Annotated in this window: 22 protein-coding genes and 1 tRNA gene; 10 read left to right on the top strand and 13 right to left on the bottom strand. The window is 71.4% G+C overall.

Features of this window, described 5'->3' with window-relative positions; translation table 11 throughout:
- Window positions 1-58: 58 nt before the first annotated feature.
- From ACFYYR_RS28595 to ACFYYR_RS28585, 3 genes are all read left to right on the top strand, one after another.
- Window positions 59-1,858, top strand: coding sequence for an ABC-F family ATP-binding cassette domain-containing protein (locus ACFYYR_RS28595; protein WP_388859678.1), 1,800 nt, complete (start codon window positions 59-61; stop codon window positions 1,856-1,858).
- A gap of 281 nt (window positions 1,859-2,139) precedes the next feature.
- Window positions 2,140-4,134, top strand: a complete 1,995-nt coding sequence (locus ACFYYR_RS28590) for a hypothetical protein (protein ID WP_388859675.1) — start codon at window positions 2,140-2,142, stop codon at window positions 4,132-4,134.
- Window positions 4,135-4,350: 216 nt separating this feature from the next.
- Entirely contained in the window at window positions 4,351-5,064 is a 714-nt protein-coding gene (locus ACFYYR_RS28585) for a LuxR C-terminal-related transcriptional regulator (protein WP_388859672.1), read from the top strand.
- Between the two features lie 5 nt (window positions 5,065-5,069).
- Here ACFYYR_RS28585 and ACFYYR_RS28580 read toward each other — a convergent pair whose 3' ends face one another.
- From ACFYYR_RS28580 to ACFYYR_RS28570, 3 genes are all read right to left on the bottom strand, one after another.
- On the bottom strand, window positions 5,070-5,750 hold the full coding sequence (locus ACFYYR_RS28580) for a hypothetical protein (RefSeq protein WP_388859669.1): 681 nt from the start codon (window positions 5,748-5,750) through the stop codon (window positions 5,070-5,072).
- Window positions 5,751-5,979: 229 nt separating this feature from the next.
- Complete coding sequence (locus ACFYYR_RS28575) at window positions 5,980-6,282, bottom strand: hypothetical protein (protein WP_388859666.1); 303 nt, start codon at window positions 6,280-6,282, stop codon at window positions 5,980-5,982.
- 17 nt (window positions 6,283-6,299) lie between these two features.
- Window positions 6,300-7,970 (bottom strand): sodium:solute symporter family protein, encoded by a 1,671-nt coding sequence (locus ACFYYR_RS28570; RefSeq protein WP_388859662.1) that lies wholly within the window; start codon window positions 7,968-7,970, stop codon window positions 6,300-6,302.
- A 250-nt stretch (window positions 7,971-8,220) separates the two neighbouring features.
- On the opposite strand from ACFYYR_RS28570, the gene galT reads away from it, so the two are divergent.
- From galT to ACFYYR_RS28550, 4 genes are all read left to right on the top strand, one after another.
- On the top strand, window positions 8,221-9,279 hold the full coding sequence (gene galT / locus ACFYYR_RS28565; RefSeq protein WP_388859659.1) for a galactose-1-phosphate uridylyltransferase: 1,059 nt from the start codon (window positions 8,221-8,223) through the stop codon (window positions 9,277-9,279).
- Entirely contained in the window at window positions 9,276-10,292 is a 1,017-nt protein-coding gene (galE, locus tag ACFYYR_RS28560; RefSeq protein ID WP_388859656.1) for a UDP-glucose 4-epimerase GalE, read from the top strand. The genes galT and galE overlap by 4 nt, the downstream gene beginning before the upstream one ends.
- Window positions 10,289-11,437, top strand: coding sequence for a galactokinase (galK, locus tag ACFYYR_RS28555; RefSeq protein WP_388859653.1), 1,149 nt, complete (start codon window positions 10,289-10,291; stop codon window positions 11,435-11,437). Before galE ends, galK begins: the two co-directional genes overlap by 4 nt.
- Window positions 11,438-11,964: 527 nt before the next feature.
- Window positions 11,965-12,738 carry a LuxR C-terminal-related transcriptional regulator gene (locus ACFYYR_RS28550; protein WP_388859650.1) on the top strand — a complete coding sequence of 258 codons (774 nt, stop codon included), beginning with the start codon at window positions 11,965-11,967 and terminating at the stop codon, window positions 12,736-12,738.
- On the opposite strand, the gene ACFYYR_RS28545 is transcribed toward ACFYYR_RS28550, so the two are convergent.
- Window positions 12,697-13,194 carry a MarR family winged helix-turn-helix transcriptional regulator gene (locus tag ACFYYR_RS28545; protein ID WP_388859647.1) on the bottom strand — a complete coding sequence of 166 codons (498 nt, stop codon included), beginning with the start codon at window positions 13,192-13,194 and terminating at the stop codon, window positions 12,697-12,699. The two genes, ACFYYR_RS28550 and ACFYYR_RS28545, sit on opposite strands and share 42 nt — an antisense overlap.
- 133 nt (window positions 13,195-13,327) lie before the next feature.
- Here ACFYYR_RS28545 and ACFYYR_RS28540 point away from each other — a divergent pair, with 133 nt between their 5' ends.
- The gene (locus ACFYYR_RS28540; protein WP_388859644.1) at window positions 13,328-14,143 is read left to right on the top strand and encodes a trans-aconitate 2-methyltransferase; all 816 of its coding nucleotides are present in this window, start codon (window positions 13,328-13,330) and stop codon (window positions 14,141-14,143) included.
- A 228-nt stretch (window positions 14,144-14,371) separates the two neighbouring features.
- On the opposite strand, the gene ACFYYR_RS28535 is transcribed toward ACFYYR_RS28540, so the two are convergent.
- Together ACFYYR_RS28535 and ACFYYR_RS28530 are read right to left on the bottom strand one after the other, a co-directional pair.
- Window positions 14,372-15,058, bottom strand: a complete 687-nt coding sequence (locus ACFYYR_RS28535) for a TetR/AcrR family transcriptional regulator (RefSeq protein ID WP_351506054.1) — start codon at window positions 15,056-15,058, stop codon at window positions 14,372-14,374.
- The gene (locus tag ACFYYR_RS28530) at window positions 15,055-16,044 is read right to left on the bottom strand and encodes an acyl-CoA desaturase (protein WP_388859640.1); all 990 of its coding nucleotides are present in this window, start codon (window positions 16,042-16,044) and stop codon (window positions 15,055-15,057) included. The genes ACFYYR_RS28535 and ACFYYR_RS28530 overlap by 4 nt, the downstream gene beginning before the upstream one ends.
- A gap of 212 nt (window positions 16,045-16,256) precedes the next feature.
- Here ACFYYR_RS28530 and ppc point away from each other — a divergent pair, with 212 nt between their 5' ends.
- Window positions 16,257-18,992: a phosphoenolpyruvate carboxylase gene (gene ppc, locus ACFYYR_RS28525; protein ID WP_388859637.1), complete on the top strand. Its 2,736-nt coding sequence runs from the start codon at window positions 16,257-16,259 to the stop codon at window positions 18,990-18,992.
- A gap of 300 nt (window positions 18,993-19,292) precedes the next feature.
- On the opposite strand, the gene ACFYYR_RS28520 is transcribed toward ppc, so the two are convergent.
- The 7 genes from ACFYYR_RS28520 to ACFYYR_RS28490 form a co-directional block, all read right to left on the bottom strand.
- Complete coding sequence (locus ACFYYR_RS28520; RefSeq protein WP_388859634.1) at window positions 19,293-19,802, bottom strand: hypothetical protein; 510 nt, start codon at window positions 19,800-19,802, stop codon at window positions 19,293-19,295.
- Between the two features lie 70 nt (window positions 19,803-19,872).
- Window positions 19,873-20,463 carry an aminoacyl-tRNA hydrolase gene (gene pth, locus ACFYYR_RS28515; RefSeq protein ID WP_388859631.1) on the bottom strand — a complete coding sequence of 197 codons (591 nt, stop codon included), beginning with the start codon at window positions 20,461-20,463 and terminating at the stop codon, window positions 19,873-19,875.
- 140 nt (window positions 20,464-20,603) lie between these two features.
- Window positions 20,604-21,197 carry a 50S ribosomal protein L25/general stress protein Ctc gene (locus tag ACFYYR_RS28510; protein WP_388859628.1) on the bottom strand — a complete coding sequence of 198 codons (594 nt, stop codon included), beginning with the start codon at window positions 21,195-21,197 and terminating at the stop codon, window positions 20,604-20,606.
- Between the two features lie 369 nt (window positions 21,198-21,566).
- Window positions 21,567-22,544 carry a ribose-phosphate diphosphokinase gene (locus ACFYYR_RS28505; RefSeq protein WP_388859625.1) on the bottom strand — a complete coding sequence of 326 codons (978 nt, stop codon included), beginning with the start codon at window positions 22,542-22,544 and terminating at the stop codon, window positions 21,567-21,569.
- 89 nt (window positions 22,545-22,633) lie between these two features.
- Window positions 22,634-24,097: a bifunctional UDP-N-acetylglucosamine diphosphorylase/glucosamine-1-phosphate N-acetyltransferase GlmU gene (glmU, locus tag ACFYYR_RS28500; protein WP_388859622.1), complete on the bottom strand. Its 1,464-nt coding sequence runs from the start codon at window positions 24,095-24,097 to the stop codon at window positions 22,634-22,636.
- Window positions 24,098-24,214: 117 nt separating this feature from the next.
- A tRNA-Gln gene (locus tag ACFYYR_RS28495) sits at window positions 24,215-24,286 on the bottom strand.
- A gap of 42 nt (window positions 24,287-24,328) precedes the next feature.
- Window positions 24,329-25,009: a hypothetical protein gene (locus ACFYYR_RS28490; RefSeq protein ID WP_388859619.1), complete on the bottom strand. Its 681-nt coding sequence runs from the start codon at window positions 25,007-25,009 to the stop codon at window positions 24,329-24,331.
- Window positions 25,010-25,165: 156 nt separating this feature from the next.
- Here ACFYYR_RS28490 and ACFYYR_RS28485 point away from each other — a divergent pair, with 156 nt between their 5' ends.
- Complete coding sequence (locus ACFYYR_RS28485) at window positions 25,166-26,680, top strand: sensor histidine kinase (RefSeq protein ID WP_388859616.1); 1,515 nt, start codon at window positions 25,166-25,168, stop codon at window positions 26,678-26,680.
- Window positions 26,681-26,868 lie beyond the last annotated feature (188 nt).

The following is a 26,868-nucleotide window of genomic DNA, read 5'->3' as shown; positions in this document are numbered from 1 at the left end:
ACTACTCTGGAAGGCCGATCAGCCGCAGCGTCGGCGCAGGCGCAAGATCAGGAGCGGAATGGCCACGAATCTCGTCAATCTGGAAGCCGTCGGCAAGGTGTACGGCACCCGTGCACTCCTCGACGGCATCTCCCTCGGCGTCAGCGAGGGCGACCGGATCGGCGTCGTCGGCCGCAACGGCGACGGCAAGACCACGCTCATCCGGGTGCTCGCCAAGCTGGAGTCCCCGGACACCGGCCGCGTCACCCACTCCGGCGGAACGCGGCTCGGCGTCCTCACCCAGCACGACTCCCTCGACCCGGCCGCCACCGTCCGGCACGAGGTCATCGGCGACATGGCCGACCACGAGTGGGCCGGCGACGCCCGGATCCGCGACATCCTCACCGGCCTCTTCGGCGGCCTGGACCTGCCGGCCTTCCCCGAGGGCCTGGACACCGTCATCGGCCCGCTCTCCGGCGGCGAGCGGCGCCGCATCGCCCTCGCCAAACTGCTCATCGAGGAACAGGACCTGATCGTCCTCGACGAGCCCACCAACCACCTCGACGTCGAGGGCATCTCCTGGCTCGCCCAGCACCTGCGGGCCCGGCGCTCCGCACTGGTGGTCGTCACCCACGACCGCTGGTTCCTGGACCAGGTCTGCACCCGGATGTGGGACGTGCAGCGCGGCGCCGTCCACGAGTACGAGGGCGGCTACTCCGACTACGTCTTCGCCCGCGCCGAACGGGAGCGCATCGCCGCGACCGAGGAGGCCAAGCGGCAGAACCTGATGCGCAAGGAGCTCGCCTGGCTGCGCCGTGGCGCCCCGGCCCGCACCAGCAAGCCGCGCTTCCGGATCGAGGCCGCCAACGAGCTGATCGCGGACGTGCCGCCGCCCCGGGACTCGGCGGAGCTGATGAAGTTCGCCAACTCCCGGCTCGGCAAGACCGTCTTCGACCTGGAGAACGTCACCGTCCAGGCGGGCCCCAAGCTGCTGCTGAAGCACCTCACCTGGCAGCTCGGCCCCGGCGACCGCATCGGGCTGGTCGGGGTGAACGGCGCGGGCAAGACCTCGCTGCTGCGCGCCATGACCGAGGCGGCCCGTACGGCCGGCGAGGCCCAGCCCGCGGCCGGCCGGGTCACCGTCGGCCGCACCGTCAAGCTGGCCCACCTCTCGCAGGAGGTCGCCGAACTCGACCCCACCTGGCGGGTCCTGGAGGCCGTCGAGGCGGTGCGCAGCCGCGTCGACCTCGGCAAGGGCCGGGAGATGTCGGCCTCGCAGCTGTGCGAGAAGTTCGGCTTCGCCAAGGAGAAGCAGTGGACCCCGGTCGGGGACCTGTCGGGCGGTGAGCGGCGGCGGCTGCAGATCCTCCGGCTGCTGATGGACGAGCCGAACGTCCTCTTCCTCGACGAGCCCACCAACGACCTCGACATCGAGACCCTGACCCAGCTGGAGGACCTCCTCGACGGCTGGCCGGGCTCGCTGATCGTCATCTCCCACGACCGCTACTTCATCGAGCGGACCACGGACCGGGTGTTCGCCCTGCTCGGCGACGCGACGCTGCGGATGCTGCCGCGCGGGCTCGACGAGTACCTGGAGCGCCGCCGGGAGGTGGCCGAGGCCGCGGCGCCGGCGCCCGCGGCACCCGCCGCCGAGAAGCCGAAGCCCGCGGGCGACACCCGCGCCGCGAAGAAGGAACTCCAGCGCATCGAGCGCCGTCTGGACCGCATCGGCGACCAGGAGGCCAAGCTCCACGCGCAGATCGCCGAGGACGCCACGGACTTCGAGCGGGTGGCGAAGCTCGACGCCGAGCTGCGGGAACTGGCGTCGGAGCGGGACGAGCTGGAGATGCGCTGGCTGGAAATGGCCGAAGACGTCTGATCTGTCGGGCTCGTTCGCTGTCGTTCCCCGGCTTCCCCTGACCGCCGCGCCGGTCCGGGGGCCGTGCAACGGCAGCGTCACGGGCGGGTCTCAGCTGTCCCATGGCTTCGGGACGCGACCGTGCCCTGTCGGAGCCGGGTGATACAAAGAAGCCCCGCTCGACTGCCGTTTGACCGGCGGGGATGCATGCCCGATTCGCTCCATCCTGGCACGGTCGAAAACCGGCCAGGATCGCGGGGGAGACCGGTCGGGTGGTGTACCCGCGCAAAAGAGGAAAGCTGATGTCACAGCCGCCCCAGCCGCCGAATCCGCCGCAGGGCGGCTTCGGTGCTCCCCAGGATCCCGCCTACGGGTACCCGCAGCAGCCCCCGAGCGGTGGGCCCGGGGACGGCTCCCCGCAGAGCCCCCCGCCGGTGAGCCCCCGGCTGGAGAAGACGCCGCAGAGCCCCGAGCAGCCGCCGGCCCAGCCGCCGCAGAGTGCGCCTCAGAGCCCGGCTCCCCAGACCCCGCCGCCTCCGCAGGGACCGCCCCCCGCGCCTCCGCAGGGACCGCCGCCCCCGGCTCCGCCGCAGGGCGGCGGCTTCGGCGCGCCCGGCCAGCCGGCGTACGGCTACCCGGCCCCACAGCAGAGCGACCAACCCGGTCAGCCCGGTCAGCCGGCCTACGGCTACCCGGCCCCCCAGTCGTACGGACAGCAGCCCCAACAGCCGTACGCGCAGCAGCCCTACGGCCAGCAGCCCTACGGTCAGCAGCCCAACCCCCAGCAGCCGTACGGCCAGCCGCCCCAGCAGCCCTACGGCCAGCAGGCGTACGGCATGTACCCGCCGCAGGCGCAGTTCCAGGGCGGCGGTGTGCCGCCGCAGTCCGGTGGTTCCCGCCGCACGCTGTTCCTCGTGGTCGGCGCGGTCGTCGCCGTGCTGCTGCTGGTCGTCGGTGGGGTGTTCGTGGCCGCCGGCGGTGACGACGACCCCAAGCACGAGGCCGGTACCTCCTCCGGCGGCAGCGGTGGCGACAGCGGCGGTTCGGGCGGCGGCAAGCCCGGACCCGCTGTCGAGGCCGAGCTGCTCGCCAAGCTCCCCCGGCCCGAGGTCGAGGAGCAGGTGACGACCGAGGGCCTCTGGGTCACCGACACGGTCTTCGCCAAGGGCGACGTCGACAAGATCGTCGGCTACGACGTCACCGGCGCCCACCGCAAGTGGCAGATCCCGCTGGCCGGTTCGATCTGCTGGGCGTCGCCGCACATCACCGCGGACGGCAAGGTGGCCGTCCTCTTCCAGGGGGCCAAGGTCACCAAGAAGACGGTGAACCAGGGCTGCACCGAGGTCGGGGTGTTCGACCTGAAGAAGGGCACGAGGGTCTGGCAGAAGTCGGTCAAGGTCGCTGACGAAAAGGTCCGGTTCGACGAGGTGACCATCGGCGGGGGCACGGTCGCCGCCGGCGGCACCGGCGGCGGCGCCGCCTGGAGCCTCGGCGGCAAGCGGCTCTGGCAGCCCAAGGCCGACTCCGACTGCGACGACGACGGCTACGGCGGCGGCACCAGGCTGGTCGCGGTGCGGCGCTGCGGCGACTACAGCAAGCCCAATATGGAGGTCCAGTCGCTCAACCCGGCCACCGGCGCGCCGACCTCGGTCTACAAGCTGCCCAGCGGCATCGAAGACGTCTATGTGGTCTCCACCGATCCGCTGGTCATCGGCGTCGACGCCGGTGACGACACCGGAAGCTCCGTCTCGGACTTCATGGCGATCGACGACAGCGGCAAGGCGGGCAAGCTGCGCAGCAAGATCGGGACGCGGAGCGGGGAGTACGCCCCCCGCTGCAGGAGCTCCGAGGTCGAGGGCTGCCGGTTGGTGGCCGTGACCAAGGACTCCCTGTACCTGCCGACCGGCGAGCACAAGGGGCAGGCCGAGTACGGGCGGACCAACGAGATCGTCGGATTCCGGCTGGACAGCGGCAAGTCCACGGGCAAGGCCCCCGCGGGCGAACAGCGCACCATGCTGCCGCTGCGGACGGACGACGACGGCAACGTCATCGCCTACGTGAAGCCCACCTTCGACAAGGGCGGCCAGGTCGTGAGCATCGACCCGGACTCGTACGACGTGTCGGTGCTGCTGAAGATGCCGAAGTCCGAGGCCCGGACGGAGAGCGCCTACTCGCCCGACAACCAGCCGTTCGTCTACGAGGGCAACCGGCTGTACATGACCCAGAAGTACGCCACCGACCGGGAGCCGCTGCCCGGTCAGAAGGAGTACGCCGGGCTGGTGTTCGGCGCCCCGTAGCCGTCGCCGCGGGTTCTCCGCTCCGGCTTCCCGGCCCCGTCCGTACCCCTGGGTACGGGCGGGGCCGGTCCGGTTCCAGCCCCTATCGGCCCTGAATGGCAGGGATTTCGGCATTCGGTGAGGCTTCTCCCCGGTATCGGGCACGTGGCTCCGGCCGAGCGTGTAGCTTCCGGGGACACGAGGCCCAGGGGCTTCGGGGGATTGGGGGGAGAGCTCATGGGCGTACGGCTCATGGTGGTCGACGACCACCGGCTGCTCGCCGAGGCACTGGCCTCGGCTCTGAAGTTAAGAGGCCACCGGGTGCTGGCCGCGGCGGCGCCGTGTGCGGGGGCGGCCGAGCTGGTGGTCAGCAGGGCCCCGGAGGTGTGCCTGCTGGGGACGGCGGCGCCGGCCGACCCGGGGGCGTTCGATCCGGTGGTCCGGATCAAGCGGGAGCGGCCGCAGGTCGCGGTGGTGGTGCTGGGACCGGTGACCAGCTCGCGGGGGATCGCCGCGGCGTTCGCCGCCGGGGCGTCCGGCTACGTCCGGCACGACGAGCGGATCGAGGGCGTCGAGCGCGCGATGGTCAAGGCCCGCGCCGGGGAGGCGGCCGTCGCCCCGCAGCTGCTCCAGGGCGCCTTCGCCGAGCTCCTCAACCCGGCGGTGCAGCCGGACGACGAGGCGGCGCGGCTGCTGGAGATGCTCACCCCCCGCGAGGTCGAGGTGCTGGTGCGGGTCGCGGAGGGCGAGGACACCCGGCTGATCGCGGCCGGGATGGGCATCGCGTCGAGCACCGCCCGGACCCATGTGCAGCGGGTGCTGATGAAGCTGGGGGTCGGCTCCCGGCTGGAGGCGGCGGCGCTCGCCGCCCGCACCGGGCTGCTGGAGCGGGCCGGCGCACCGGCGGGGCCCCGGCCGGATGAGCAGGGCGGGGCCGCCGGGCGCTCATAGACCCCTTACTCGTGGGCGCTGATCAGACCGCGGGTGCTGAGCACGATGTACACGCCGTTGGCGTCGAGCCCGGCGTCGTGCTCGGTCGCCTCCAGCGTGGCGGCGACACCGTCGTGACCGATGATCTGCGCGCGGTACCCCTGCTCGCCGACCTTCGTGACCTTGGCCGTCCAGCCGCCCGCGATCTTGAAGGTGCCCGGTCCCTGGTGTCCGCCGCCCATCCAGGAATGGACCTGGCCGTCCAGCGTGAGCGTGACGAACATGTCGTTGGCGTCGAGCCCGGCGTCGCCGTCCTTCGTGTCCAGCGTGGCCAGGACCGAACCGCGGGCGACGATCCTGGCGCGGTAGTGCTGGTCGCCGAGCTTGGTGATCTCGGCCTTGCTGATGCCGTCCGCCAGGGGCTGGGTGCGGACCGGGGATGCCGCCTTGCCGCCGTTGGCGGTGGGCGAGCTGCCCGGCTGCTTCGCGGTGCCCGCCTTGGTGCCGACCTCGGCTCCGGCGGAGGAGCCCGTCTCACCGGACTGGGCGGCGGCCGCGCTCGTGTCCGTCCGGCCTGCGGGCTTCGCGCCGGCGTTGTCCGAGCCGGAGCAGGCGGTCAGGGTCAGGCCGGCGGCCGCGACCAGGGCCGCGGCGGCAACGCGCAGGGTGCGGCGACGAGCGGTGCGGGCAGTGGTGTCGAAGCTCATTTCGGGTCCCCCCAGGACAGTCGGTCTTGTGTCTCCTCGGTACGTCACCACTCTGCTCGGGGCCGCTGTCGGGAGGCTGCCGCTCCGCTAACACCCGGCTAACACGCCGATGAGCAGGGGAAGGACGCCAAGGGGAAGCCGAAGTACCAGGTGCGGCCGTCCAGTTGGGAGGCGGCCGGAACCCACGACACCCCCTGGCATCCGGGCCCGGCCGCACCGGACCGCTCCGCTACGGCGTCTCCTGCTCCGTTGCCTCCGGCAGCGGCGGCGGAGGCACCGCGGGCCGCAGCTTCAGCCAGAGCAGGAACGCCAGCCCCAGGGCGAGCATCGACAGGCCCGTCCAGAGGTTGATGTTGATGTCCTGGGCCTTCTTCAGGTCCGCTTCGGAGGCGGTGATGCCGGCGACGGTGACGATGACGCCGTAGACGACGAACAGCCCGCCGATGATGCGCCGCACGTCGAAGAGCCGGGCCGCGGTCGCGGACTCCTGCTCGAGCTCCTCGACCTGCTGCTGGTACTCGTACTCGCTCATGGTGTGTTACCTCGGCCTCAGATGGAGAACGGGACGTAGCAGAGGGCGGCGAGGATGATCGCGCCCCAGCCCAGCAGGGCGGGCTTCCGGTACCAGGCCTCGTCTCCCGCCGCCGGGGGCTCGGCCATACCGGGCGAGGTGGTGCCGTACACCAGGCCGGCCAGCGACTCGACCGGCTTGGGCTTCGTGAACAGGGACACCCCGACCATCACCACGCCGCCCACCACGAACGCCACGATCGCGGAGACGAAGTTGGCCCCCTGGTCGCTGGGGATGTCGATGACACCCTCCTTGTAGAGCCAGAAGTAGTTGACCATCGCGGCGACGGTGCCGGTGAGCAGCCCCCAGAACCCGGCCGCGGCGGTGGCCCGCTTCCAGAACATGCCGATGATGAAGACGCAGAACAGCGGCACGTTGAAGAACGAGAACAGCGTCTGCAGATAGTTCATGATGTTGCTGAACGAGGAGGCGATGAACGCGGTGCCCATGCCGCCGAGCACACCGGCCGCCGTCACCACGCGCCCGGTCGCCAGGTAGTACCGGTCCTCCCGGCCCCGCACGACGTACGCGGCCCAGATGTCGTTGGTGAACACCGTGTTGAACGACGAGACGTTGGCCGCCATGCCGGCCATGAAGGCGGCCAGCAGACCGGTCACGGCGATGCCCAGCACACCGTTCGGCAGCAGGTCGCGCATGAGCACCGGGATCGCGTCGTTGTACTCCAGCCCGCTGCCCTCCTTGCCCAGGTCCGGCTCCATGACCAGGGCGATCAGCCCGGGCAGGACCACGACCAGCGGAATGAATATCTTGGGGAACGCGGCGATGAGCGGGGTGCGCTTCGCGGCGGAGAGGTTCTTGGCGGAGAGCGCGCGCTGCACCTCGGCGAAGTTGGTCGTCCAGTAGCCGAAGCTCAGGCAGAAGCCGAGACCGAGCACGATGGTGAGCCAGTTGGCGCCCAGCGGGTTGGAGGAGCCGATGCCGGTGCCCTCCCAGGCGCTGATGAAGTGGTCCCCGTGCGCGCCGGTGAGCTTGTCGGTGAGCCCGTCCCAGCCGCCGACCCGCTTGAGGCCGACGACGGTGAGCGGGATGAGCGCGGCGAGGATCACGAAGAACTGCAGCACTTCGTTGTAGATGGCGGAGGAGAGCCCGCCGAGGGTGATGTAGGCCAGGACGAAGAAGCCGGCCACGACGATCGCCACCCACTGCGGCCAGCCGATCAGCGCCTCGATCACGATCGCCATCGCGTACAGGTTGACGCCCGCGACCAGCACGGACGCCACGGAGAAGATGACCGAGCTGAGCAGGTACGAGGACGGTCCGAAGCGGTGCAGCAGGAACTCCGGGACGGACCGCACCTTCGAGCCGTAGTAGAAGGGCATCATCACCAGGCCGAGGAAGACCATCGCCGGGATGGCGCCGACCCAGTACCAGTGCACGGTGTACGCGCCGTACTGGGCGCCGTTCGCCGCCATGCCCAGGATCTCCAGGGCGCCGAGGTTGGCGGCGACGAACGCGAGGCCGGTGACCCAGGCGGGGAGGGACCGCCCGGAGAGGAAGAAGTCGAGGCTCGTCCGCACGCTCCTCCGGGCGGCGAATCCGACGCCGAGCACGACGGCGAAGTAGATGCCGAGGATGGTGTAGTCGAGCGCGTTGGTGGGGAGCCGGAGCCCTGCGGCCAGATGGTCCATGGATCACTCTCTTCGGGAGGACGGGGACGCCCGTCGGCCGCGGCCCGCAGGCCGGGACCGGAACGAACAGAAACGTACGCCCATGTGGTCCGAACGTGAATGGTTCTGGTGGGGCCTGTTGTTCGTCCGTGATGATCGCGCGCCCTATGCGGGGCTTTGCCCGGGGTGGCCTCACGGCATTGGTCCGGCTGTTGGCTTGTGATTAACTGTGTTTGTTTATGTTTGCAAGATGTGGCCGAGGGGGCCTCGGATGAAGAAGACGGCGACCCGGCTCGCGGACGGCCGTGAGCTCATCTACTACGACCTCCACGACGACGCGGTGCGCGACACCCCCGACCGCAGGCCGCTCCCCGAGGTCGCCACCGCCTCGGAGGTCCGCCTCGACCCGCTCCTCGGCGACCGGGTGGTCATCGCCTCGCACCGGCAGACCCGCACCTACCACCCCCCGGCCGACGCCTGCCCGCTCTGCCCGTCCCGCCCGGGCCGGGACAGCGAGATCCCCGCCGACGACTACGACGTCGCCGTCTTCGAGAACCGCTTCCCCTCCCTGGCCGGCGACTCCGGCCGCTGCGAGGTCGTCTGCTTCACCTCCGACCACCGCGCCTCGTTCGCCGACCTCACCGAGGAGCGGGCCGGTCTCGTCCTCGACGCCTGGACCGACCGCACCGCCGCCCTGTCCCGGCTGCCCGCCGTCGAGCAGGTCTTCTGCTTCGAGAACCGCGGCGCGGAGATCGGGGTCACCCTCGGCCACCCGCACGGCCAGATCTACGCCTACCCCTTCACCACGCCCCGCACCGAGCTGATGCTGCGCTCCCTCGCCGCGCACCGGGAGCGCACCGGCCGGAACCTCTTCGACGACGTCGTGGCGGACGAACGCGCCGACGGCCGGCGGATCGTGCTGGAGGGGGAGCACTGGACGGCGTTCGTGCCCCGGGCCGCCCACTGGCCGTACGAGGTGCACCTCTACCCCCGGCGCCGGGTGCCGGACCTGCCGGCGCTGGACGACGCCGCGCGCACAGAGTTTCCACAGCTCTATCTGGAACTGTTGCGGCGCTTCGACCGGATCTTCGGCGCGGGCGAACCGCCGACCCCGTACATCTCGGCCTGGCACCAGGCGCCGTTCGGCGGCTGGGAGGGCCGGGGCGCGGACCGCGCGGACTTCGCACTCCACCTCGAGCTTTTCACCATTCGCCGCACTTCCGGCAAGCTGAAGTTTCTCGCGGGTTCCGAATCCGGCATGAATGTGTTCATCAACGATGTGCCGCCGGAGGCCGCGGCCGAGCGACTGCGAGAGGTAGCGAACCAGTGAGCAACGGGCAGCAGGGCGAGCAGCCGGAACGGCGGAAGAAGTACCTGGTCACCGGGGGCGCCGGCTATGTCGGCAGCGTCGTCGCGGCGCATCTTCTGGAGGCGGGCCACCAGGTCACCGTGCTGGACGACCTGTCCACCGGCCACCGCGCGGCGGTTCCGGCGGACGCCGAGTTCGTCGAGGGACGCGTCCAGGACCTGACCGCTCCGGACGGCGCGGCCCGGCTCGACGCCTCCTACGACGGCGTCCTGCACTTCGCGGCCTTCTCACAGGTCGGGGAGTCCGTGGTGAACCCCGAGAAGTACTGGCGGAACAACGTCGGCGGCACCACCGAGCTGATCGCCGCGATGCGGGAGGCCGGGGTCCGCACCCTCGTCTTCTCCTCCACGGCCGCCACCTACGGCGAGCCCGACACCACCCCCATCCGCGAGGACGCCGTCACCGCGCCGACCAACCCCTACGGCGCCTCCAAGCTCGCCGTCGACCACATGATCGGCGGCGAGTGCGCAGCACACGGCCTGGCGGCCGTCTCGCTGCGCTACTTCAACGTCGCCGGTGCGTACGGCGAGTACGGCGAGCGGCACGACCCCGAGTCGCACCTGATCCCGCTCGTCCTCCAGGTCGCCCAGGGCCGGCGCGAGGCCATCTCCGTCTTCGGCGACGACTACCCGACCGCCGACGGGACCTGCGTCCGCGACTACATCCACGTCGCGGACCTCGCCGAGGCCCACCTCCTCGCGCTGGACGCCGCCCGCCCGGGCGAGCACCTGATCTGCAACCTCGGCAACGGCAACGGCTTCTCCGTCCGCGAGGTCGTCGAGACCGTCCGCCGCGTCACCGGCCACCCGATCCCCGAGGTCGTCGCCCCCCGCCGCGGCGGGGACCCGGCCGTCCTCGTCGCCTCCGCCGACCGGGCCCGCGCCCTCCTCGGCTGGCAGCCGGGCCGCGCCGACCTCGCGGGCATCGTCGCCGACGCGTGGACCTTCGCGCAGAAGCGGGAGAACGAAGCGTGACCGACCCGCTCGCCGCCGCGTTCCGGGAGCTGTACGGCGCCGCGCCCGAGGGGGTGTGGGCCGCTCCCGGGCGGGTGAACCTCATCGGTGAGTACACCGACTTCAACGACGGGTTCGTGCTGCCGCTCGCGCTGCCGCGCACGGCCGTCGCCGCCGTCTCCCGGCGCACCGACGGGCTGCTGCGGCTGCACTCGGCCGACGTGCCGGGCGGCGTCGTGGAACTCCGCGCCGACGAGCTCACGCCCGGCGGGCGCAAGGACTGGGCCGGCTACCCGGCCGGCGTGGTGTGGGCGCTGCGCGACGCGGGCCACCCGGTCACCGGCCTGGACCTGCACCTCGAATCCACGGTGCCGACCGGCGCCGGGCTGTCCTCCTCCGCGGCTCTCGAGGTCGTCACCGCCGTCGCCTGCAACGACCTGTTCGAGCTGGGGCTGAAGACCTGGCAGCTGGCCCGGCTCTGCCAGCGCGCGGAGAACGTCTTCGTCGGCGTGCCCGTCGGGATCATGGACCAGACGGCCGCCGCCTGCTGCACCGCGGGCCACGCCCTCTACCTCGACACCCGCGACCTCTCCCAGCGGCAGGTCCCCTTCGATCTCGCCGCCGAGGGCCTGCGGCTGCTGGTCGTCGACACCCGGGTGCAGCACGAACTCGGCGACGGGGCGTATGCCCAGCGGCGCGAGGGCTGTGAAGAGGGGGCGCGTGCGCTGGGCGTGCACGCTCTCCGGGACGTTGTACCGGAGCACCTGGGCGAGGCCCTGGGGCAACTGCACGACCCCACCGTGCGCCGCTACGTCCGTCATGTGGTCACCGAGAACGCGCGCGTCCAGCAGGTCATCGCCCTGCTGGACGCGGGGGACACCCGTTCCATCGGGCCGGTGCTCACCGCCGGACACGCCTCGCTGCGCGACGACTTCGAGGTCTCCTGCGCCGAACTGGACCTGGTCGTCGAGGCGGCGAACGCGGCGGGCGCACTGGGCGCCCGGATGACCGGCGGCGGCTTCGGCGGTTCGGCGGTCGTCCTGGTCACGGAGGCGGACGCGGACGCCGTCGCCGCGGCGGTCACCGAAGCCTTCGCCGCCGCGGGTCTGCGGGCCCCGCGGATCTTCCCGGCCGTGCCCTCGGCGGGCGCCCGCCGCCTGGCCTGACGCCGCCCGGCCTGACGCCGGGCCGGCCGGGGCGCGCGGCCGGCCCGCCGAACCGTTCCCGGCGCCGCTGAGCAGGGCGTTCCGCCCGGGCGGGGTGCCGGGTGCGCCCTGCCGGGCCGCCGCTCGGGACCCCGTGTGCACGACGAGGAGGCAGGCCGCGCCCCGCGCCGTCGGCGGGTGTGCCCGGGGCGGTGGGGGCACCGGGGGGAGAGGCCCGTATCCGTCGTGCCCGGCCGTTCCGGGGCCGGCGTCCGGCGGGCGCCGGCCAGCGGCGGCCCGGGCCGGGCATCCGGCTCACCCTGGGCGGCCAGCGCAAACAGTTTTCCCAATCGCCTTCCCTCACACCGGTGCCGCCGTACTCTGATGCTCAGCACCGGTGGGGGCCGGTGCTGTTCAGGGGGCGAGACAGTCGGTACGGCGCCCGGGGCGGGGCAGTCACAGCACGGCGGCGGCCGTGCGACCCATGTGGTTCTCCGCCGCGTGCGCCGTACCCACTTTGCCCGTCACCCCGAGACATGGGGGGCTTTATGTCACGGATCCGGGTCCTGGTGGTGGACGACCACCGCATCTTCGCCGAGTCGCTCGCCGCGGCCCTGGCGGCCGAACCGGATGTGGAGGTGTCGGCGGCCGGCAGCGGTCCCGCCGCGCTGCGCTGTCTGGACCGCGCGGCCACGGAGGGGCGCCGGTTCGACGTCCTGCTGGTCGACGCCGACCTGGGCGCCGTCCCGCCCCCGGACGGCCGGGGAGCCTTCGGCGCGGTGCCCGAGGCCGTCGGCGAGGGCGCGGTGGACGGGATATCGCTGGTCGCCGGGGTCCGTTCGGGCCAGCCGGGGGTGCGCACCGTGGTCATCGCCGAGCGCGACGACCCGCGCCGCGCCGCCGCGGCCCTCCAGGCCGGTGCCTCCGGCTGGGTCGCCAAGGACTGCTCGCTGTCCCGGCTGCTCTCCGTCATCCGCGGGGTGCTGCGGGAGGAGACGCATCTGCCGCCGGCCCTGCTCACCGGTGTGCTGCGGGAGTTGACCGCGGCCCGCAAGCACCGGACGGAGAGCGAGCGGCTGGTGGAGTCGCTGACCCCGCGGGAGCGCGAGGTGCTGCGCTGCATGGTCGCCGGGCTGGGCCGGAAGGCCGTGGCCGAGCGCCTCTTCCTCTCCCCGCACACGGTCCGCACCCATATGCAGAACGTGCTGGGCAAGCTCGGGGTGCACTCCACCCTCGCGGCGGTGGCACTGGCCCGCCGGGCCGGCGTGGGCCCCGTCGACCTAGCCGGGGACGTTGTCGAACGGGGCGGTCAACTGGCGTAGCAGTCCGGCCAGTTCGCCCTGCTCGCCGCGGGACAGCCGGGCGAGGATGGCCCGTTCCTGGTCGAGCAGCCCGGCCAGGGAGCGGTCGGCGCGGTCCTGCCCCTCCGCGGTCAGCCGGACCAGCACGCCGCGCCGGTCGCTGGGGTCGGGCAGCCGCTCGACCAGGCCCTTCTTGGCCAGCCGGTCGATGCGGTTGGTCATGGTGCCGGAGGTGACCAGGGTCTGGGTGAGCAGCTGCCCCGGCGAGAGCTGGTACGGGTTCCCGGCCCGGCGCAGTGCGGTGAGGACATCGAACTCCCAGGGCTCCAGGCCGTGCTCGGCGAACGCCAGCCGACGGGCCCGGTCGAGGTGCCGCGCGAGCCGGCTGACCCGGCTCAGCACCTCCAGGGGTTCCACGTCGAGATCAGGGCGCTCCCGGCGCCACGCCGCGACCAGCCGATCGACCTCGTCCTCCATGGCGATCAGTGTAGTAGGTCTGTCGACGTGAAGTCTCTTGACGTCAAGAGATATTCTGGTCAACGTATGGGCATCGTCGGCGCGTGAAGCGACTCCGCTTCCGGCCCGTCCGCTCAGCAAGGGGGCAACACCTGTGCCAGAACCCATATGGGACCCGGATCAATACCTCCGCCACTCCGGCCATCGGACCCGCCCGTTCCACGACCTGCTCCACCGCATACCCGAGCTGCCGTCCGGCAATCGTCCGGCCCGCATCGCCGACCTCGGCTGCGGCCCCGGCAACGTCACCACCCTGCTCGCCGACCGCTGGCCCGACGCCCGCATCACCGGCCTCGACAACTCCGCCGACATGCTCGCCCAGGCCGCCCGGTACGCCGGCCCCACCCCGGGCGGCGGCAGCCTCGACTTCCGGTCCGCCGACGCCGCCCGCTGGGTCCCCGAGGAGCCGTACGACCTGATCGTCTCCAACGCCGCCCTCCAGTGGGTCCCCCGGCACACCGAGTCCTTCCCCGCCTGGGCCGACGCCCTCACGCCCGGCGGCGTCCTCGCCTTCCAGGTCCCCGGCAACTTCGTCTCTCCCAGCCACGCGCTGCTCGGCGAACTCTGCGACACCCCTCAGTGGCGGGACCGGCTCGGCAGCCACGGACGGCGCTTCGTCCACGTCCTCGAACCCTGGGAGTACCTGACCCGGCTCACCGACCTCGGCTTCGACGCCGACGCCTGGGAGACCACCTACATCCAGCTGCTCCAGGGCGAGGACCCCGTCCTGGACTGGGTGAAGGGCACCGCCCTGCGGCCGGTGCTGACCGTTCTCGCCGACGACGGGCCGGCCCGCGAGGAATTCCTCGGCCAGTACCGCGACCTGCTCCGCAAGGCCTACCCGCCCGGCCCGCACGGCACGGTCTTCCCCTTCCGGCGGATCTTCGCCGTCGCCCGGAGGCTCACCTGATGATCAGCGCCATCGGTCATGTCCGCCCGGCCGCGCCGTCCGGAGCCGAGGGCCTCCTCCGCGCCGTCCGCGCCAGGGCAATCGGTACGACCGGGATCCCGGAACCGCCGGTGCTCGCCGCCCGCGGCGGTTACCGGTCCGCCGCCGGCGCGGTGCGGCCGTTACGGAAAGCCGGAAAGGCGCGGCCCGGAATATAGAGCCGCCCGCGCCCCGGCTTCCGGTACCGCCTCAGTTCCGCCGGTGACCGACGAGCCGGGGCTTCGGCTCCAGGCCGTCCAGACCGTGCCAGGCCAGATTCACCAGGTGCGCCGCCACCTCGGCCTTCTTCGGCTTCCGCACATCCAGCCACCACTGGCCGGTCAGCGCCACCATGCCGACCAGCGCCTGCGCGTACAGCGGCGCCAGTTTCGGCTCGAAGCCCCGGGCCTTGAACTCCAGCCCCAGGATGTCCTCCACCTGCGTGGCGATATCGCTGATCAGGGAGGCGAAGGTGCCCGTGGACTGGGCGACCGGGGAATCCCGCACCAGAATGCGGAAGCCGTCCGTGTAGGTCTCGATGTAGTCCAGCAGCGCGAACGCCGCCTGCTCCAGCAGCTCCCGGGGATGGCCCGCGGTCAGCGCCCCGGTCACCATGTCCAGCAGCTGCCGCATCTCGCGGTCCACGACGACGGCGTACAGCCCCTCCTTGCCGCCGAAGTGCTCGTAGACCACCGGCTTGGACACCCCGGCCTTCGCCGCGATCTCCTCCACCGACGTGCCCTCGAAGCCCTTCTCGGCGAAGAGCGTGCGGCCGATGTCCAGCAGCTGCTCCCGGCGTTCCTTGCCGGTCATCCGCACCCGGCGGGCGCGGCGGCCTCCGGAGGCGGAGGCCCGGTCCTTCTCACTGCTGCTGTCGATCGCCACGCCGTCAATCATGCCGCCTTCGCGTCCTCGGCCTTGCCCGGGTCGGCCTTGCGGCGGGAGTCGATGCGCTCGGCGGTCGGCCAGCGGACGTCGTACGCCCAGCCCAGCTTCTCGCACCAGCGGATGATCCGGGCGCTGGAGTCGATCTGTCCGCGCATCACGCCGTGCCGGGCGGAGGTCGGGTCCGCGTGGTGCAGGTTGTGCCACGACTCACCGCACGACAGCGCCGCCAGCCACCAGACGTTGCCCGACTTGTCCCGGGACTTGAACGGCCGCTTGCCGACCGCGTGGCAGATCGAGTTGATCGACCACGTCACGTGGTGCAGCAGCGCGACCCGCACCAGCGAGCCCCAGAAGAACGCGGTGAGCGCGCCCTGCCAGGACCACGTCACCAGGCCGCCCACCAGCGGCGGCAGCGCCAGCGACAGCACCGTCCAGTAGACGAACTGGCGGGAGATCCGGCGGATCACCGGGTCCTTGACCAGGTCCGGGGCGTACTTCTGCTGCGGCGTCTGCTCTTCGTCGAACATCCATGCGATGTGGGCCCACCACAGGCCCTTCATCAGTGCGGGCACCGTCTCGCCGAACCGCCACGGCGAATGCGGGTCGCCCTCGGCGTCGGAGAACTTGTGGTGCTTGCGGTGGTCGGCCACCCAGCGCACCAGCGGCCCCTCGACCGCCATCGACCCGGCGATCGCCAGCGCGATCCGCAGCGGGCGCTTCGCCTTGAAGGAGCCGTGGGTGAAATACCGGTGGAAACCGATCGTGATCCCGTGGCACCCCAGGTAGTACATGAACACCATCAGGCCCAGGTCCAGCCAGCTCACCCCCCAGCCCCAGGCCAGCGGCACCGCGGCGACGAGCGCCACAAACGGAACCGTGATGAACAGGAGCAGAGCGAGCTGCTCGATCGATCTCTTGCTGTCCCCGCCGAGCGTGGCGAGGTCGGTGTCGGCGGACGTCGGGGCGTCGTCGATCACATCGGGGCTTGTGGTCATGCGGGCGTCCCTCGTCGGGCTGGAAGCTCGGGCTATGGAAACGGAATCTGGCTACGGAACCGTAACCTACGGCTTCGTAAGTATGGCAGGGCTCGATGAACGGGCAAGAGGGCTGTGAAACGGCGTGGCAGCGGCCACCTATCCTGGTGACCGTCGGACAGCGCGGTCCGCACCCCGCCAGACGTGCTCATCCCCTGCAAGGAGCCGCACCTGTGAGCAGTGCCGACATCACCCCCGAGACCAGCGACAACGCCGCGCTGCGAGCCGATATCCGCCGCCTGGGAGACCTGCTCGGGGAAACCCTCGTGCGCCAGGAGGGCCCCGCACTCCTCGATCTCGTCGAACGTGTGCGTGCCCTCACCCGTACGGACGGTGAGGCCGCCGCACAGCTGCTCGGGGAGACCGACCTGGAGACCGCCGGCAAGCTCGTACGGGCGTTCTCCACCTACTTCCACCTCGCGAACGTGACCGAGCAGGTCCACCGCGGCAAGGAGCTCCGCGCCCGCCGCGCCGCCGAGGGCGGCCTCCTCGCCCGCACCGCCGACCGGCTCAAGGACGCCGACCCCGAGCACCTGCGGGCCACCGTGGCGCATCTCACCGTGCGCCCCGTCTTCACCGCACACCCCACCGAGGCCGCCCGCCGCAGCGTCCTCAACAAGCTCCGCCGGATCGCCGCCCTGCTGGAGGAGCCCGCGGACAGCGGCGACCGCCGCCGCGCCGACCTCCGCCTCGCCGAGAACATCGACCTCGTCTGGCAGACCGACGAACTCCGCGTCGCCCGCCCCGAGCCCGCCGACGAGGCCCGCAACGCCATCTACTACCTCGACGAGCTGCACGCCGGAGCCGTCGGCGACGTCCTCGAGGACCTCGCCGCCGAGCTCGACCGGGTCGGCGTCGAGCTGCCGTCCGGCACCCGCCCCCTCACCTTCGGCACCTGGATCGGCGGCGACCGCGACGGCAACCCCAACGTCACCCCCGCCGTCACCCGCGAGGTGCTGATCCTCCAGCACGAGCACGGCATCTCCGACGCCCTGGAACTCGTCGACCAGCTCCGCGGCCTGCTCTCCAACTCCATCCGCTACACCGGCGCCACCGAGGAACTCACCACCTCGCTCCGCACCGACCTGGAGCTGCTCCCCGAGATCAGCCCCCGCTACAAGCGCCTCAACTCCGAGGAGCCCTACCGGCTCAAGGTCACCTGCATCCGGCAGAAGCTCCTCAACACCCGCGAACGGCTCGCCAAGGGCACCCCCCACGAGCCCGGCCGCGACTACCTGGGCACCGCCGAACTCCTCGACGACCTCACCCTCGTCCAGGAATCCCTGCGCGCCCACCGCGGCGGGCTGTTCGCCGACGGCCGCATGGACCGCACCATCCGCACCCTGGCCGCCTTCGGGCTCCAGCTCGCCACCATGGACGTCCGCGAACACGCCGACGCCCACCACCACGCCCTCGGCCAGCTCTTCGACCGGCTCGGCGAGGAGTCCTGGCGGTACGCCGACATGCCGCGCGACTACCGGCGCAAGCTCCTCGCCAAGGAACTCCGCTCCCGCCGCCCGCTCGCCCCGCAGCACGCCCCGCTCGACGCCGGCGGCGCCAAGACCCTCGGCGTGTTCACCACCATCGGCGAAGCCCTCGAACAGTTCGGCCCCGAGGTCGTCGAGTCCTACATCATCTCCATGTGCCAGGGCGCCGACGACGTCTTCGCCGCCGCCGTCCTCGCCCGCGAGGCCGGACTCGTCGACCTCCACGCCGGCTGGGCCAGGATCGGCATCGTCCCGCTGCTGGAGACCACCGACGAGCTCAAGGAGGCCGACCGCATCCTCGACGAGATGCTCGCCGACCCCTCCTACCGGCGGCTCGTCGCCCTCCGCGGCGACGTCCAGGAAGTGATGCTCGGCTACTCCGACTCCTCCAAGTTCGGCGGCATCACCACCTCCCAGTGGGAGATCCACCGCGCCCAGCGCCGGCTCCGCGACGTCGCCCACCGCTACGGCGTGCGGCTGCGCCTCTTCCACGGCCGCGGCGGCACCGTCGGCCGCGGCGGCGGCCCCTCCCACGACGCGATCCTCGCCCAGCCGTGGGGCACCCTCGACGGCGAGATCAAGGTCACCGAGCAGGGCGAGGTCATCTCCGACAAGTACCTCGTGCCGTCCCTGGCCCGGGAGAACCTGGAACTCACCGTCGCCGCCACCCTCCAGGCCTCCGCGCTGCACACCGCGCCCCGCCAGTCCGACGAGGCGCTGACCCGCTGGGACGCGGCCATGGACACCGTCTCCGACGCCGCCCACAGCGCCTACCGCCGGCTCGTCGAGGACCCGGACCTGCCCGCGTACTTCTTCGCCTCCACCCCCGTCGACCAGCTCGCCGACCTGCACCTGGGCTCCCGGCCCTCCCGGCGCCCCGACAGCGGCGCCGGACTCGACGGACTGCGGGCCATCCCGTGGGTGTTCGGCTGGACCCAGTCCCGGCAGATCGTCCCCGGCTGGTTCGGCGTCGGATCGGGCCTCAAGGCCGCACGCGAAGCCGGCCTGGACACCGTCATCGACGAGATGCACCAGCACTGGCACTTCTTCCGCAACTTCCTGTCCAACGTCGAAATGACGCTGGCCAAGACCGATCTGCGGATCGCGGAGCACTACGTCGACACCCTCGTCCCCGACGACCTCAAGCACGTCTTCGACGTCATCCGGGCCGAGCACGAGCTCACCGTCAAGGAAGTCCTCCGCATCACCGGCGGCACGGAACTCCTCGACTCCCAGCCCGAGCTCCAGCAGACCTTCCGGGTCCGCGACGCCTACCTCGACCCGATCTCCTACCTCCAGGTCTCGCTGCTGCACCGGCAGCGCGCCGAGACCGAGCGCGGCGAGGAGCCCGACCCGCTGCTCTCCCGCGCCCTGCTGCTCACCGTCAACGGTGTGGCGGCCGGCCTCCGCAACACCGGCTGACGCGCCTCCGAGCGGAAAGCATCAGGGGCCGGCCCGTGCGGGCCGGCCCCTGATGCGTGCTGGGAGCGATGCGCGGTCGGTGACGCGTGGCCGGACTGGCCGGCCCTCAGGGAGCGCGTGCAGCGATACGCGCTCCGGATGCGTGCTCTGGGATGCGGGTTCAGGACTGTGTGCTCTGGGATGCGCTCCGGGCTGTGTGCTCCGGGCTGTGTGCATCTGGGATGCGCGCTCCGGGCTGTGTGCTTTCGGGACAGGCGCTCAGGGCTGTGTGCCCAGGGCTGTGTGCCCGGGGATGTCCGCTCAGAGCACCGCGAATGACACGCCCATCAGCGCCACACCCGCGATTCCGAGCCCCCACGCCGTCCGGCGCATCCGCAAGCCACCCGCCACCACCACGGCCGCCAGCATCAGTGCGCCCGCCAGCGGCACCCAGGCGTGCAGCACCCCGCCCCAGCCGGTCCGCACCACCTCGTCCGTCCCCGGCTTCACCGCGACGAGCAGCCGCTCGCCCTCCCGGTGCGTGACCGCCTCGTCGACCGACACCTTCCGCCGGTCCCGCCCGCCGGTCCCCGTCGCCACGAACGGGCCCGTGCACGACTTCTCACCGCACCGGGCCACCGTCATCGTGCCCAGCTCCCGGCCCTTCGTCAGCATCGAGTACTGCGCCGTCCCCCACGACGTCCAGACCCCTGCCACCAGAATGACCAGGGCGACCGCCGCCATCAGCAGATTCCTACCGAGCAGCAGCAGCCCGAAGGCGCTTTCACCCGCCCGTCTCACCCGGCTGCGCTTCGTCGAGGATCTGACCATGGCGGCGATCCTTGGCCATAGCTGAACGCTGGGTCAACCTCAGGTCGGCACCTTGGGCGGGGCTGTCCCCTTAAGAGTTGTACGTACCCTGAGCCCGCTCCAGACCGTCCAGCATCAGACCCTCCACCGCGTCCGCCGCCCGGTCCACGAAGTACCCCAGCTCCTTGCGTTCCGCCCCGGAGAAGTCCTTCAGCACGAACGACGCCACGTCCATCCGGCCCGGCGGACGCCCGATCCCGAACCGCACCCGGTGATAGTCCGGACCCTGCGCCTTCGTGATCGACTTCAGACCGTTGTGGCCGTTGTCCCCGCCGCCCAGCTTCAGCCGCAGCGCCCCGTAGTCGATGTCCAGCTCGTCGTGGACCGCCACGACATGGGCGAGCGGGACCTTGTAGAAGTCCCGCAGCGCCGACACCGGGCCGCCCGACAGGTTCATGAACGACATCGGCTTCGCCACGATCACCCGGCGGCTCGACGGCCCCGGCGGACCGAACCGCCCCTCCACCACCTGCGCACGCGACTTGTGCGCCTTGAACCGGCCGCCGATCCGCTCCGCCAGCAGATCCGCCACCATGAAGCCCACATTGTGACGGTTCGCCGCGTACTCCGGCCCCGGATTGCCCAGACCCACCACGAGCCAGGGGCTGTCCACGTCGCTCATCTACGTCTCTCCTGCTGCGGATCGAACCGTCCCGTACCGGCCGGATCGTACGGTGCCCCGCGCCCGGCCGCCCTGCACGACAGCCGCCCCGCTCCAGCGGAGCGGGGCGGCTGCCGACACCTCGGAAGAATCCGGGACGATCAGGCCTCGGCGGCCTCTTCGCCCTCCTCGGCCTCCTCGCCCGCCGGCTCCTCGGCCTGCGCGGCCAGGACCTGGAGGACCACCGCGTCCTCCTCGACGGCCAGGGAGGTGCCCTTCGGCAGGGTGATGTCCTTGGCGTGGATCGAGGCACCGGCCTCCAGGCCCTCCACGGAGACGGTCACGCCCTCCGGGATGTGGGTCGCCTCGGTCTCGACCGGCAGCGCGTTCAGCACGTGCTCGAGCAGGTTGCCGCCCGGCGCCAGGTCGCCCTCGACGTGGATCGGCACCTCGACGGTGACCTTCTCGCCCTTCCGCACGACCAGCAGGTCGACGTGGACCAGGAAGCCGCGGATGGCCTCGCGCTGCACGGCCTTCGGGATCACGAGCTGGGACTTGCCGTCGACCTGCAGGTTGATCAGGACGTTCGGGGTCTTCAGGGCCATCATCAGGTCGTGCGCCGGGATCAGCACGTGCGACGGCTCGGCGCCGTGACCGTAGATGACACCCGGGACCTTGCCGACGACGCGGTTGCGGCGGGACGCACCCTTGCCGAACTCCGTACGGGCCTCAGCGGAAATCTTGTACTCAGCCATGACTGCGCTCCTCGCAGGTGGTGCTTCCGGGGGAAGCATGGATCCGACGGCCGTCACCCGGCCCACGACAGACCTGCTACGAAGAGCGCGTCGATAACGGACCACCACTCATGTGAGCGGTGTCCCTCGCCGAGCAACCCGCTGATTCTACCCGGCCGCCCGGCCGCCCCCCAAACCGATCACCCGGCGCCATCACCGCGGGACCCCGCACACACGGAAGCCCCCGGTGTCCGGAGTTCTGAACTCCGGACACCGGGGGCTTCCCGCAAGGCTCGACGCCCACCGGCAGCCGCGCTCGGCGACAGCCGCAGCCGGCACCGTCAGGCAACCGGCACCATCAGACAGGCGGCACCGTCAGCACCGGCACCGTCAGGCCTGCTCCTCGAACAGGCTCGTCACCGAACCGTCCTCGAACACCTCACGCACCGCACGCGCGATCGTCGGCGCCATCGACAGCACCGTGATCTTGTCCAGCTCCAGCTCACCCGGCGTCGGCAGGGTGTTCGTGAAGACGAACTCGCTCACCTTCGAATTCTTCAGCCGGTCCGCCGCCGGACCCGACAGCACACCGTGCGTCGCCGTCACGATGACGTCCTCCGCACCGTTCGCGAACAGCGCGTCCGCCGCGGCGCAGATCGTGCCACCGGTGTCGATCATGTCGTCGACCAGGACGCACACCCGGCCCTCCACATCACCGACGACCTCGTGCACCGTCACCTGGTTCGCGACGTCCTTGTCCCGCCGCTTGTGCACGATCGCCAGCGGCGCGCCCAGCCGGTCGCACCACCGGTCCGCCACCCGCACCCGGCCCGCGTCCGGCGACACCACGGTCAGCTTCGACCGGTCCACCTTCGCGCCCACGTAGTCCGCCAGGACCGGCAGCGCGAAGAGGTGGTCCACCGGGCCGTCGAAGAAGCCCTGGATCTGGTCGGTGTGCAGGTCGACCGTGAGAACCCGGTCCGCACCAGCCGTCTTCAGCAGGTCCGCCACCAGACGCGCCGAAATCGGCTCACGGCCACGGTGCTTCTTGTCCTGACGGGCATAACCGAAGAACGGAAGGATCACCGTGATGCTCCGAGCGGAAGCCCGCTTCAGAGCGTCAATCATGATCAACTGCTCCATGATCCACTTATTGATGGGAGCCGTGTGGCTCTGCATCAGGAAGCAGTCCGCGCCTCGCGCCGACTCCTGGAAGCGGACATAGATCTCACCGTTGGCGAAGTCGAAAACCTTCGTCGGGACCAGGCCGACACCCAGCTGGTGCGCGACCTCCTCGGCCAGCTCGGGGTGGGCGCGGCCGGAGAAGAGCATCAACTTCTTCTCGCCGGTCGTCTTGATCCCGGTCACAGCAACAGTCTCCTTGCCAGCAGAAAAATGGAGGGGACACTTTTCGTGTGGTTATCACGGTACGCCCCGCACGGCGCACCCGTTGACGGTCACTGCCCGCCGTCGGTCTCCTTGCGAGCAGCCGAAGCGGCCTGCGCGGCGGCACTGCCAGGGCGCTTACGAGCCACCCAACCCTCGATATTGCGCTGCTGGCCGCGCGCGACCGCCAGCGCACCCGGGGGCACATCCTTGGTGATCACCGAGCCGGCAGCGGTGTAAGCACCGTCCCCGACCGTGACCGGAGCCACAAACATATTGTCCGAGCCCGTCCTGCAGTGCGAGCCCACCGTCGTGTGGTGCTTGTGCTCTCCGTCATAATTCACGAACACACTCGCCGCACCGATATTGGTGTACTCACCGATCGTGGCGTCACCGACATAGGAGAGATGCGGCACCTTCGCGCCCTCCCCGATCTCGGCATTCTTCATCTCCACATAGGTGCCGGCCTTCGCCTTCCGGCCCAGCCGTGTCCCCGGCCGCAGATACGCATACGGCCCCACGTTCGCCTCCGCACCGACGCGCGCACCGTCCGCCACCGTATTGATCACCCGGGCGCCCTCGCCGACCACCGTGTCCGTCAGCGTGCACCCCGGCCCCACCTCGGCACCCGCGGCCAGATGCGTCGCACCGTGCAACTGCGTCCCCGGATGCACCACCACGTCCGGCTCGAACGTCACCGACACATCCACCCAGGTCGACGCCGGATCCACCACCGTCACACCACTCAGCATCGCCCCGCGCAACAGCCGCTCGTTCAGCAGTCGGCGCGCCTCCGAGAGCTGCACCCGGTTGTTGATCCCCAGAATCTCCCGGTGATCCGCCGCCACCGCGGCCCCCACCCGGTGCCCCGCCTCCCGCAGAATGCCGAGCACATCCGTGAGGTACTCCTCACCCTGGCTGTTGTCCGTACGGACCTTCCCCAGCGCATCCGACAGCAGCGCGCCGTCGAACGCGAACACCCCCGAATTGATCTCGGTGATCGCCCGCTGCGCCTCGGTGGCGTCCTTGTGCTCGACGATCGCGGTGACCGCGCCGTCCGCGGGGTCCCGCACGATGCGGCCGTAGCCGGTGGAGTCGGGGACCTCGGCGGTGAGCACGGTCACGGCGTTGCCGTCGGCGGAGTGGACGTCGGAGAGCCGCTGGAGCGTCTCCCCGGTCAGCAGCGGAGTGTCGCCGCAGACGACGACCACGGTGCCGCCGGCCGGCGCCGCGTCACCGCCCCCGGCCAGCTCCTCCAGGCCCATGCGGACCGCGTGGCCGGTGCCGTTCTGCTCGTGCTGCACGGCGGTACGGGCGGCGGGGTCGATCTCGGCGAGATGGGCGGAGACCTGCTCACGGGCGTGGCCGACGACCACGACGAGGTGCTCCGGGTCGAGCTCACGGGACGCGGCGACGACGTGGCCGACGAGGGAGCGACCGCAGAGGGAGTGCAGGACCTTGGGGGTCGCCGACTTCATGCGGGTGCCCTCACCCGCTGCAAGGACGACGACGGCTGCCGGGCGGTTGGCGCTCACGGGTGTGCCCTTCGGCTTCGGGTGGTGGACACCCGCAGGATACCGGGGTGATTCGGACCGGAAACGCGGGCGGGTCCCGACCGGAAACGGTCAGGACCCGAAGAAGGGGAAGGCGAGCTCCGCTGCCAGGACTCGAACCCGGACTTACTGGACCAAAACCAGCAGTGCTGCCGATTACACCACAGCGGATAGCAAACTTGGCCAGCCCGGACAAGCGTCCGGACCGGTTGCCTAGATCGTCGATCCGGCCCCCACCACTATGCCGTACCACCAGCCCTCGATGCGACGGTAAAGGTCGGCGCCGTCCCGGACGGAGACCGTCAGGCAACCGCGATAGGCGGGCCCGGTGTTCGTCCGCACGGTGCGCGGATTGTGCCGCTTGAGCGTCGTCGCCCCGAGTGCCGTGACGTCGGTGCCGGCCGGCTCCGCCCAGAAGTGCTCGGCCGCGGGCACGTCGGCCGACTCGTGGATCGTCACGTGGAAGGTCAGTCGCTCGCGGTCCACCCCGAGGAGCCGCAGCCAGGCCAGATAGACGCGGATCATGTCGGGGTCGCTGTTGATGAACCGGACGCGCTCGCTCGGCCGGGCGGGCTTGGACTTCGTCCCCTCCGACCAGTACAGACCCACCCCGACCAGGAACAGCTCCCGGTCGGTGAGCCGGCCGACCTGCCGTGCGGCCGCGAGTTTCGTCTGCTGCCGGGTGATGTCCCGCTGCCGCCGGTGGGGTACCCAGCGGGCCTCGGCCATCAGGCGGGCGTGCTCGCTGCGGCGGTCGGGTTTCGGGAGGTCCCGGACCCAGAGCGAGACCGAGCTCTTCGAGACGCCCAGCCGGGTCGCGATCGCGTCGTACGTCTCTCCTGCCCGACGGAGTTCCCGGGCGCGTTCCCGTAATTCGGTTTTGGCTTGAACCATATGGTCAGCCTGCCGGTGCATTCCCCCGTCATGTATCGAAAATCTGCCTGATTCATTGTTTCGTGTGGAAATCATGGATATCACGGGCGTTCACCGGGGTTGTCCCTGCCGACGGGGACCCGGAATTCACCGGCATCCGCCCGTACGCTGGTGCGTATGACCACAACGGGGGTAGTCACGGAGAGCGGTGCCCAGGCGCCGGGAGGGCCGTGGTGGTGGGCCAGACGGCGGAGCATGGTGCTCGACATCGTGCTCGCCGTCGTCGCTGCCGTGGAGTGCGTGTTCGAGGGGATGGCCTTCGCACACGAGGTACGGATTCCGGTCACGCTCGGGGTGCTGCTGGGGCTGGTGTCCGGGGCCTCGCTGGTGCTGCGGCGGCGGTGGCCGGTCGCGGTGGTGCTGGTCTCGATCGCGGTGATCCCGGCGGAGATGGGTTTTCTGCTCGGCATCGTCGCGCTGTACACGCTGGCCGCCTCGGAGGTGCCGCGCCGGGTGACGGTCGCGGTGGCGGGGATGTCGCTGGCGGGCACGCTGCTGATCACGTTCCTCCGTTTCCACCAGGACGTGCAGCAGGAGGGCTATGCGCCGCCGGTCTGGGTGACGGTGCTGGTCTCGGTGCTGATGGCGCTGGGGCTGACCGCACCGCCGCTGCTGCTCGGGCTGTACGTCGGGGCGCGCCGCCGGCTGGTGGAGAGTCTGCGGGAGCGTGCGGACGGACTGGAGCGGGAGTTGTCGCTGCTGGCGGAGCGGGCCGAGGAGCGGGCCGAGTGGGCGCGGAGCGAGGAGCGGACGCGGATCGCCCGGGAGATGCACGACGTGGTGGCGCACCGGGTCTCGTTGATGGTGGTGCATGCGGCGGCGTTGCAGGCGGTGGCGTTGAAGGATCCGGAGCGGGCGTCGCGGAACGCGGCTCTGGTGGGGGACATGGGGCGGCAGGCGCTGACGGAGCTGCGGGAGATGCTGGGGGTGTTGCGGACGGGTGAGGGGTCGGTGTCCGTGGCGGGCCCGGAGGGGGCTGTCGCGGGTGTGCCGGGTGCCGCTGCGGGTGCGGGTGCCGGTGGTGCGGCGGCCGGTGGCGGGGTGTCGGAGGGCGCGGCGGGTGCGGCGGGTGCGGCGGGTGCGGTGCGGCCGGTGGTGGCCGAGGGGGCTGCGGCCGGGGTGCCGGAGGGTGTGCCGAAGGGTGTGACGAAGGGTGTGTCGCCGGGTGTGTCGCCGGGGGTGCCGGCGGGGGACGGTCCGCAGTTGAGCGAGTTGGGGACGCTGGTGGGGGAGTCGCGGGCGGCGGGGATGGTCGTGGAACTGTCGGTGGAGGGGGAGGAGCGGTCGTACGCGCCGCAGGTGGAGCAGACGGCGTACCGGGTGGTGCAGGAGGCGCTGACGAATGTGCACAAGCATGCGGCGGGGGCGCGGGCGCGGGTGAGGCTGGCGCGTCGGGAGGCCGAGGTGGCGGTGCTGGTGGAGAACGGGCCTGCTGCCGAGGGGGGTTCGGATGCGCGGCTGCCGAGCGGGGGCAATGGTCTGGTGGGGATGCGGGAGCGGGTGCGGGCGCTGGGCGGGGGGTTCGTGTCGGGGCCGACGGAGGCGGGGGGGTTCCGGGTTTCGGCGGTGTTGCCGGATCGGGGGGCGGGTGCGGGTGCGAGTGCGGGGGGTGGTGCGCCGCGTACGGCGTGAGGTTCGGTGCGGTGCCGTGCGGATGCCGGATGCCGGATGCCGGATGCCGGATGCCGGGCGTCGTTTGTCGGGTGCGGGTGCGGGTGTGTGGTGGGTTTCGGGGGTGGGGGGGGGGGGGGGGGGGGGGGGGGGGGGGGGGTTTTTTTTTTTGGGGGGGGGGGCCCACAAAAACACACAAGCCGGCACCC

Source organism: Streptomyces sp. NPDC001922, assembly GCF_042891165.1.
In the GTDB taxonomy this organism is placed as follows: domain Bacteria; phylum Actinomycetota; class Actinomycetes; order Streptomycetales; family Streptomycetaceae; genus Streptomyces.
The sequence above is the reverse complement of the archived record's forward strand: the minus strand, read 5'-3'. Positions and strand labels throughout refer to the sequence as shown.

Excerpts from the sequence above, each read along its gene's own strand:
- ACFYYR_RS28595 (WP_388859678.1), top strand. The coding sequence starts at position 59 with ATGGCCACGAATCTCGTCAATCTGGAAGCCGTCGGCAAGGTGTACGGC.
- ACFYYR_RS28590 (WP_388859675.1), top strand. The coding sequence starts at position 2,140 with ATGTCACAGCCGCCCCAGCCGCCGAATCCGCCGCAGGGCGGCTTCGGT.
- ACFYYR_RS28585 (WP_388859672.1), top strand. The coding sequence starts at position 4,351 with ATGGGCGTACGGCTCATGGTGGTCGACGACCACCGGCTGCTCGCCGAG.
- ACFYYR_RS28580 (WP_388859669.1), bottom strand. The coding sequence starts at position 5,750 with ATGAGCTTCGACACCACTGCCCGCACCGCTCGTCGCCGCACCCTGCGC.
- ACFYYR_RS28575 (WP_388859666.1), bottom strand. The coding sequence starts at position 6,282 with ATGAGCGAGTACGAGTACCAGCAGCAGGTCGAGGAGCTCGAGCAGGAG.
- ACFYYR_RS28570 (WP_388859662.1), bottom strand. The coding sequence starts at position 7,970 with ATGGACCATCTGGCCGCAGGGCTCCGGCTCCCCACCAACGCGCTCGAC.
- galT (WP_388859659.1), top strand. The coding sequence starts at position 8,221 with ATGAAGAAGACGGCGACCCGGCTCGCGGACGGCCGTGAGCTCATCTAC.
- ACFYYR_RS28550 (WP_388859650.1), top strand. The coding sequence starts at position 11,965 with ATGTCACGGATCCGGGTCCTGGTGGTGGACGACCACCGCATCTTCGCC.
- ACFYYR_RS28545 (WP_388859647.1), bottom strand. The coding sequence starts at position 13,194 with ATGGAGGACGAGGTCGATCGGCTGGTCGCGGCGTGGCGCCGGGAGCGC.
- ACFYYR_RS28535 (WP_351506054.1), bottom strand. The coding sequence starts at position 15,058 with ATGATTGACGGCGTGGCGATCGACAGCAGCAGTGAGAAGGACCGGGCC.
- ACFYYR_RS28530 (WP_388859640.1), bottom strand. The coding sequence starts at position 16,044 with ATGACCACAAGCCCCGATGTGATCGACGACGCCCCGACGTCCGCCGAC.
- ACFYYR_RS28520 (WP_388859634.1), bottom strand. The coding sequence starts at position 19,802 with ATGGTCAGATCCTCGACGAAGCGCAGCCGGGTGAGACGGGCGGGTGAA.
- pth (WP_388859631.1), bottom strand. The coding sequence starts at position 20,463 with ATGAGCGACGTGGACAGCCCCTGGCTCGTGGTGGGTCTGGGCAATCCG.
- ACFYYR_RS28510 (WP_388859628.1), bottom strand. The coding sequence starts at position 21,197 with ATGGCTGAGTACAAGATTTCCGCTGAGGCCCGTACGGAGTTCGGCAAG.
- ACFYYR_RS28490 (WP_388859619.1), bottom strand. The coding sequence starts at position 25,009 with ATGGTTCAAGCCAAAACCGAATTACGGGAACGCGCCCGGGAACTCCGT.
- ACFYYR_RS28485 (WP_388859616.1), top strand. The coding sequence starts at position 25,166 with ATGACCACAACGGGGGTAGTCACGGAGAGCGGTGCCCAGGCGCCGGGA.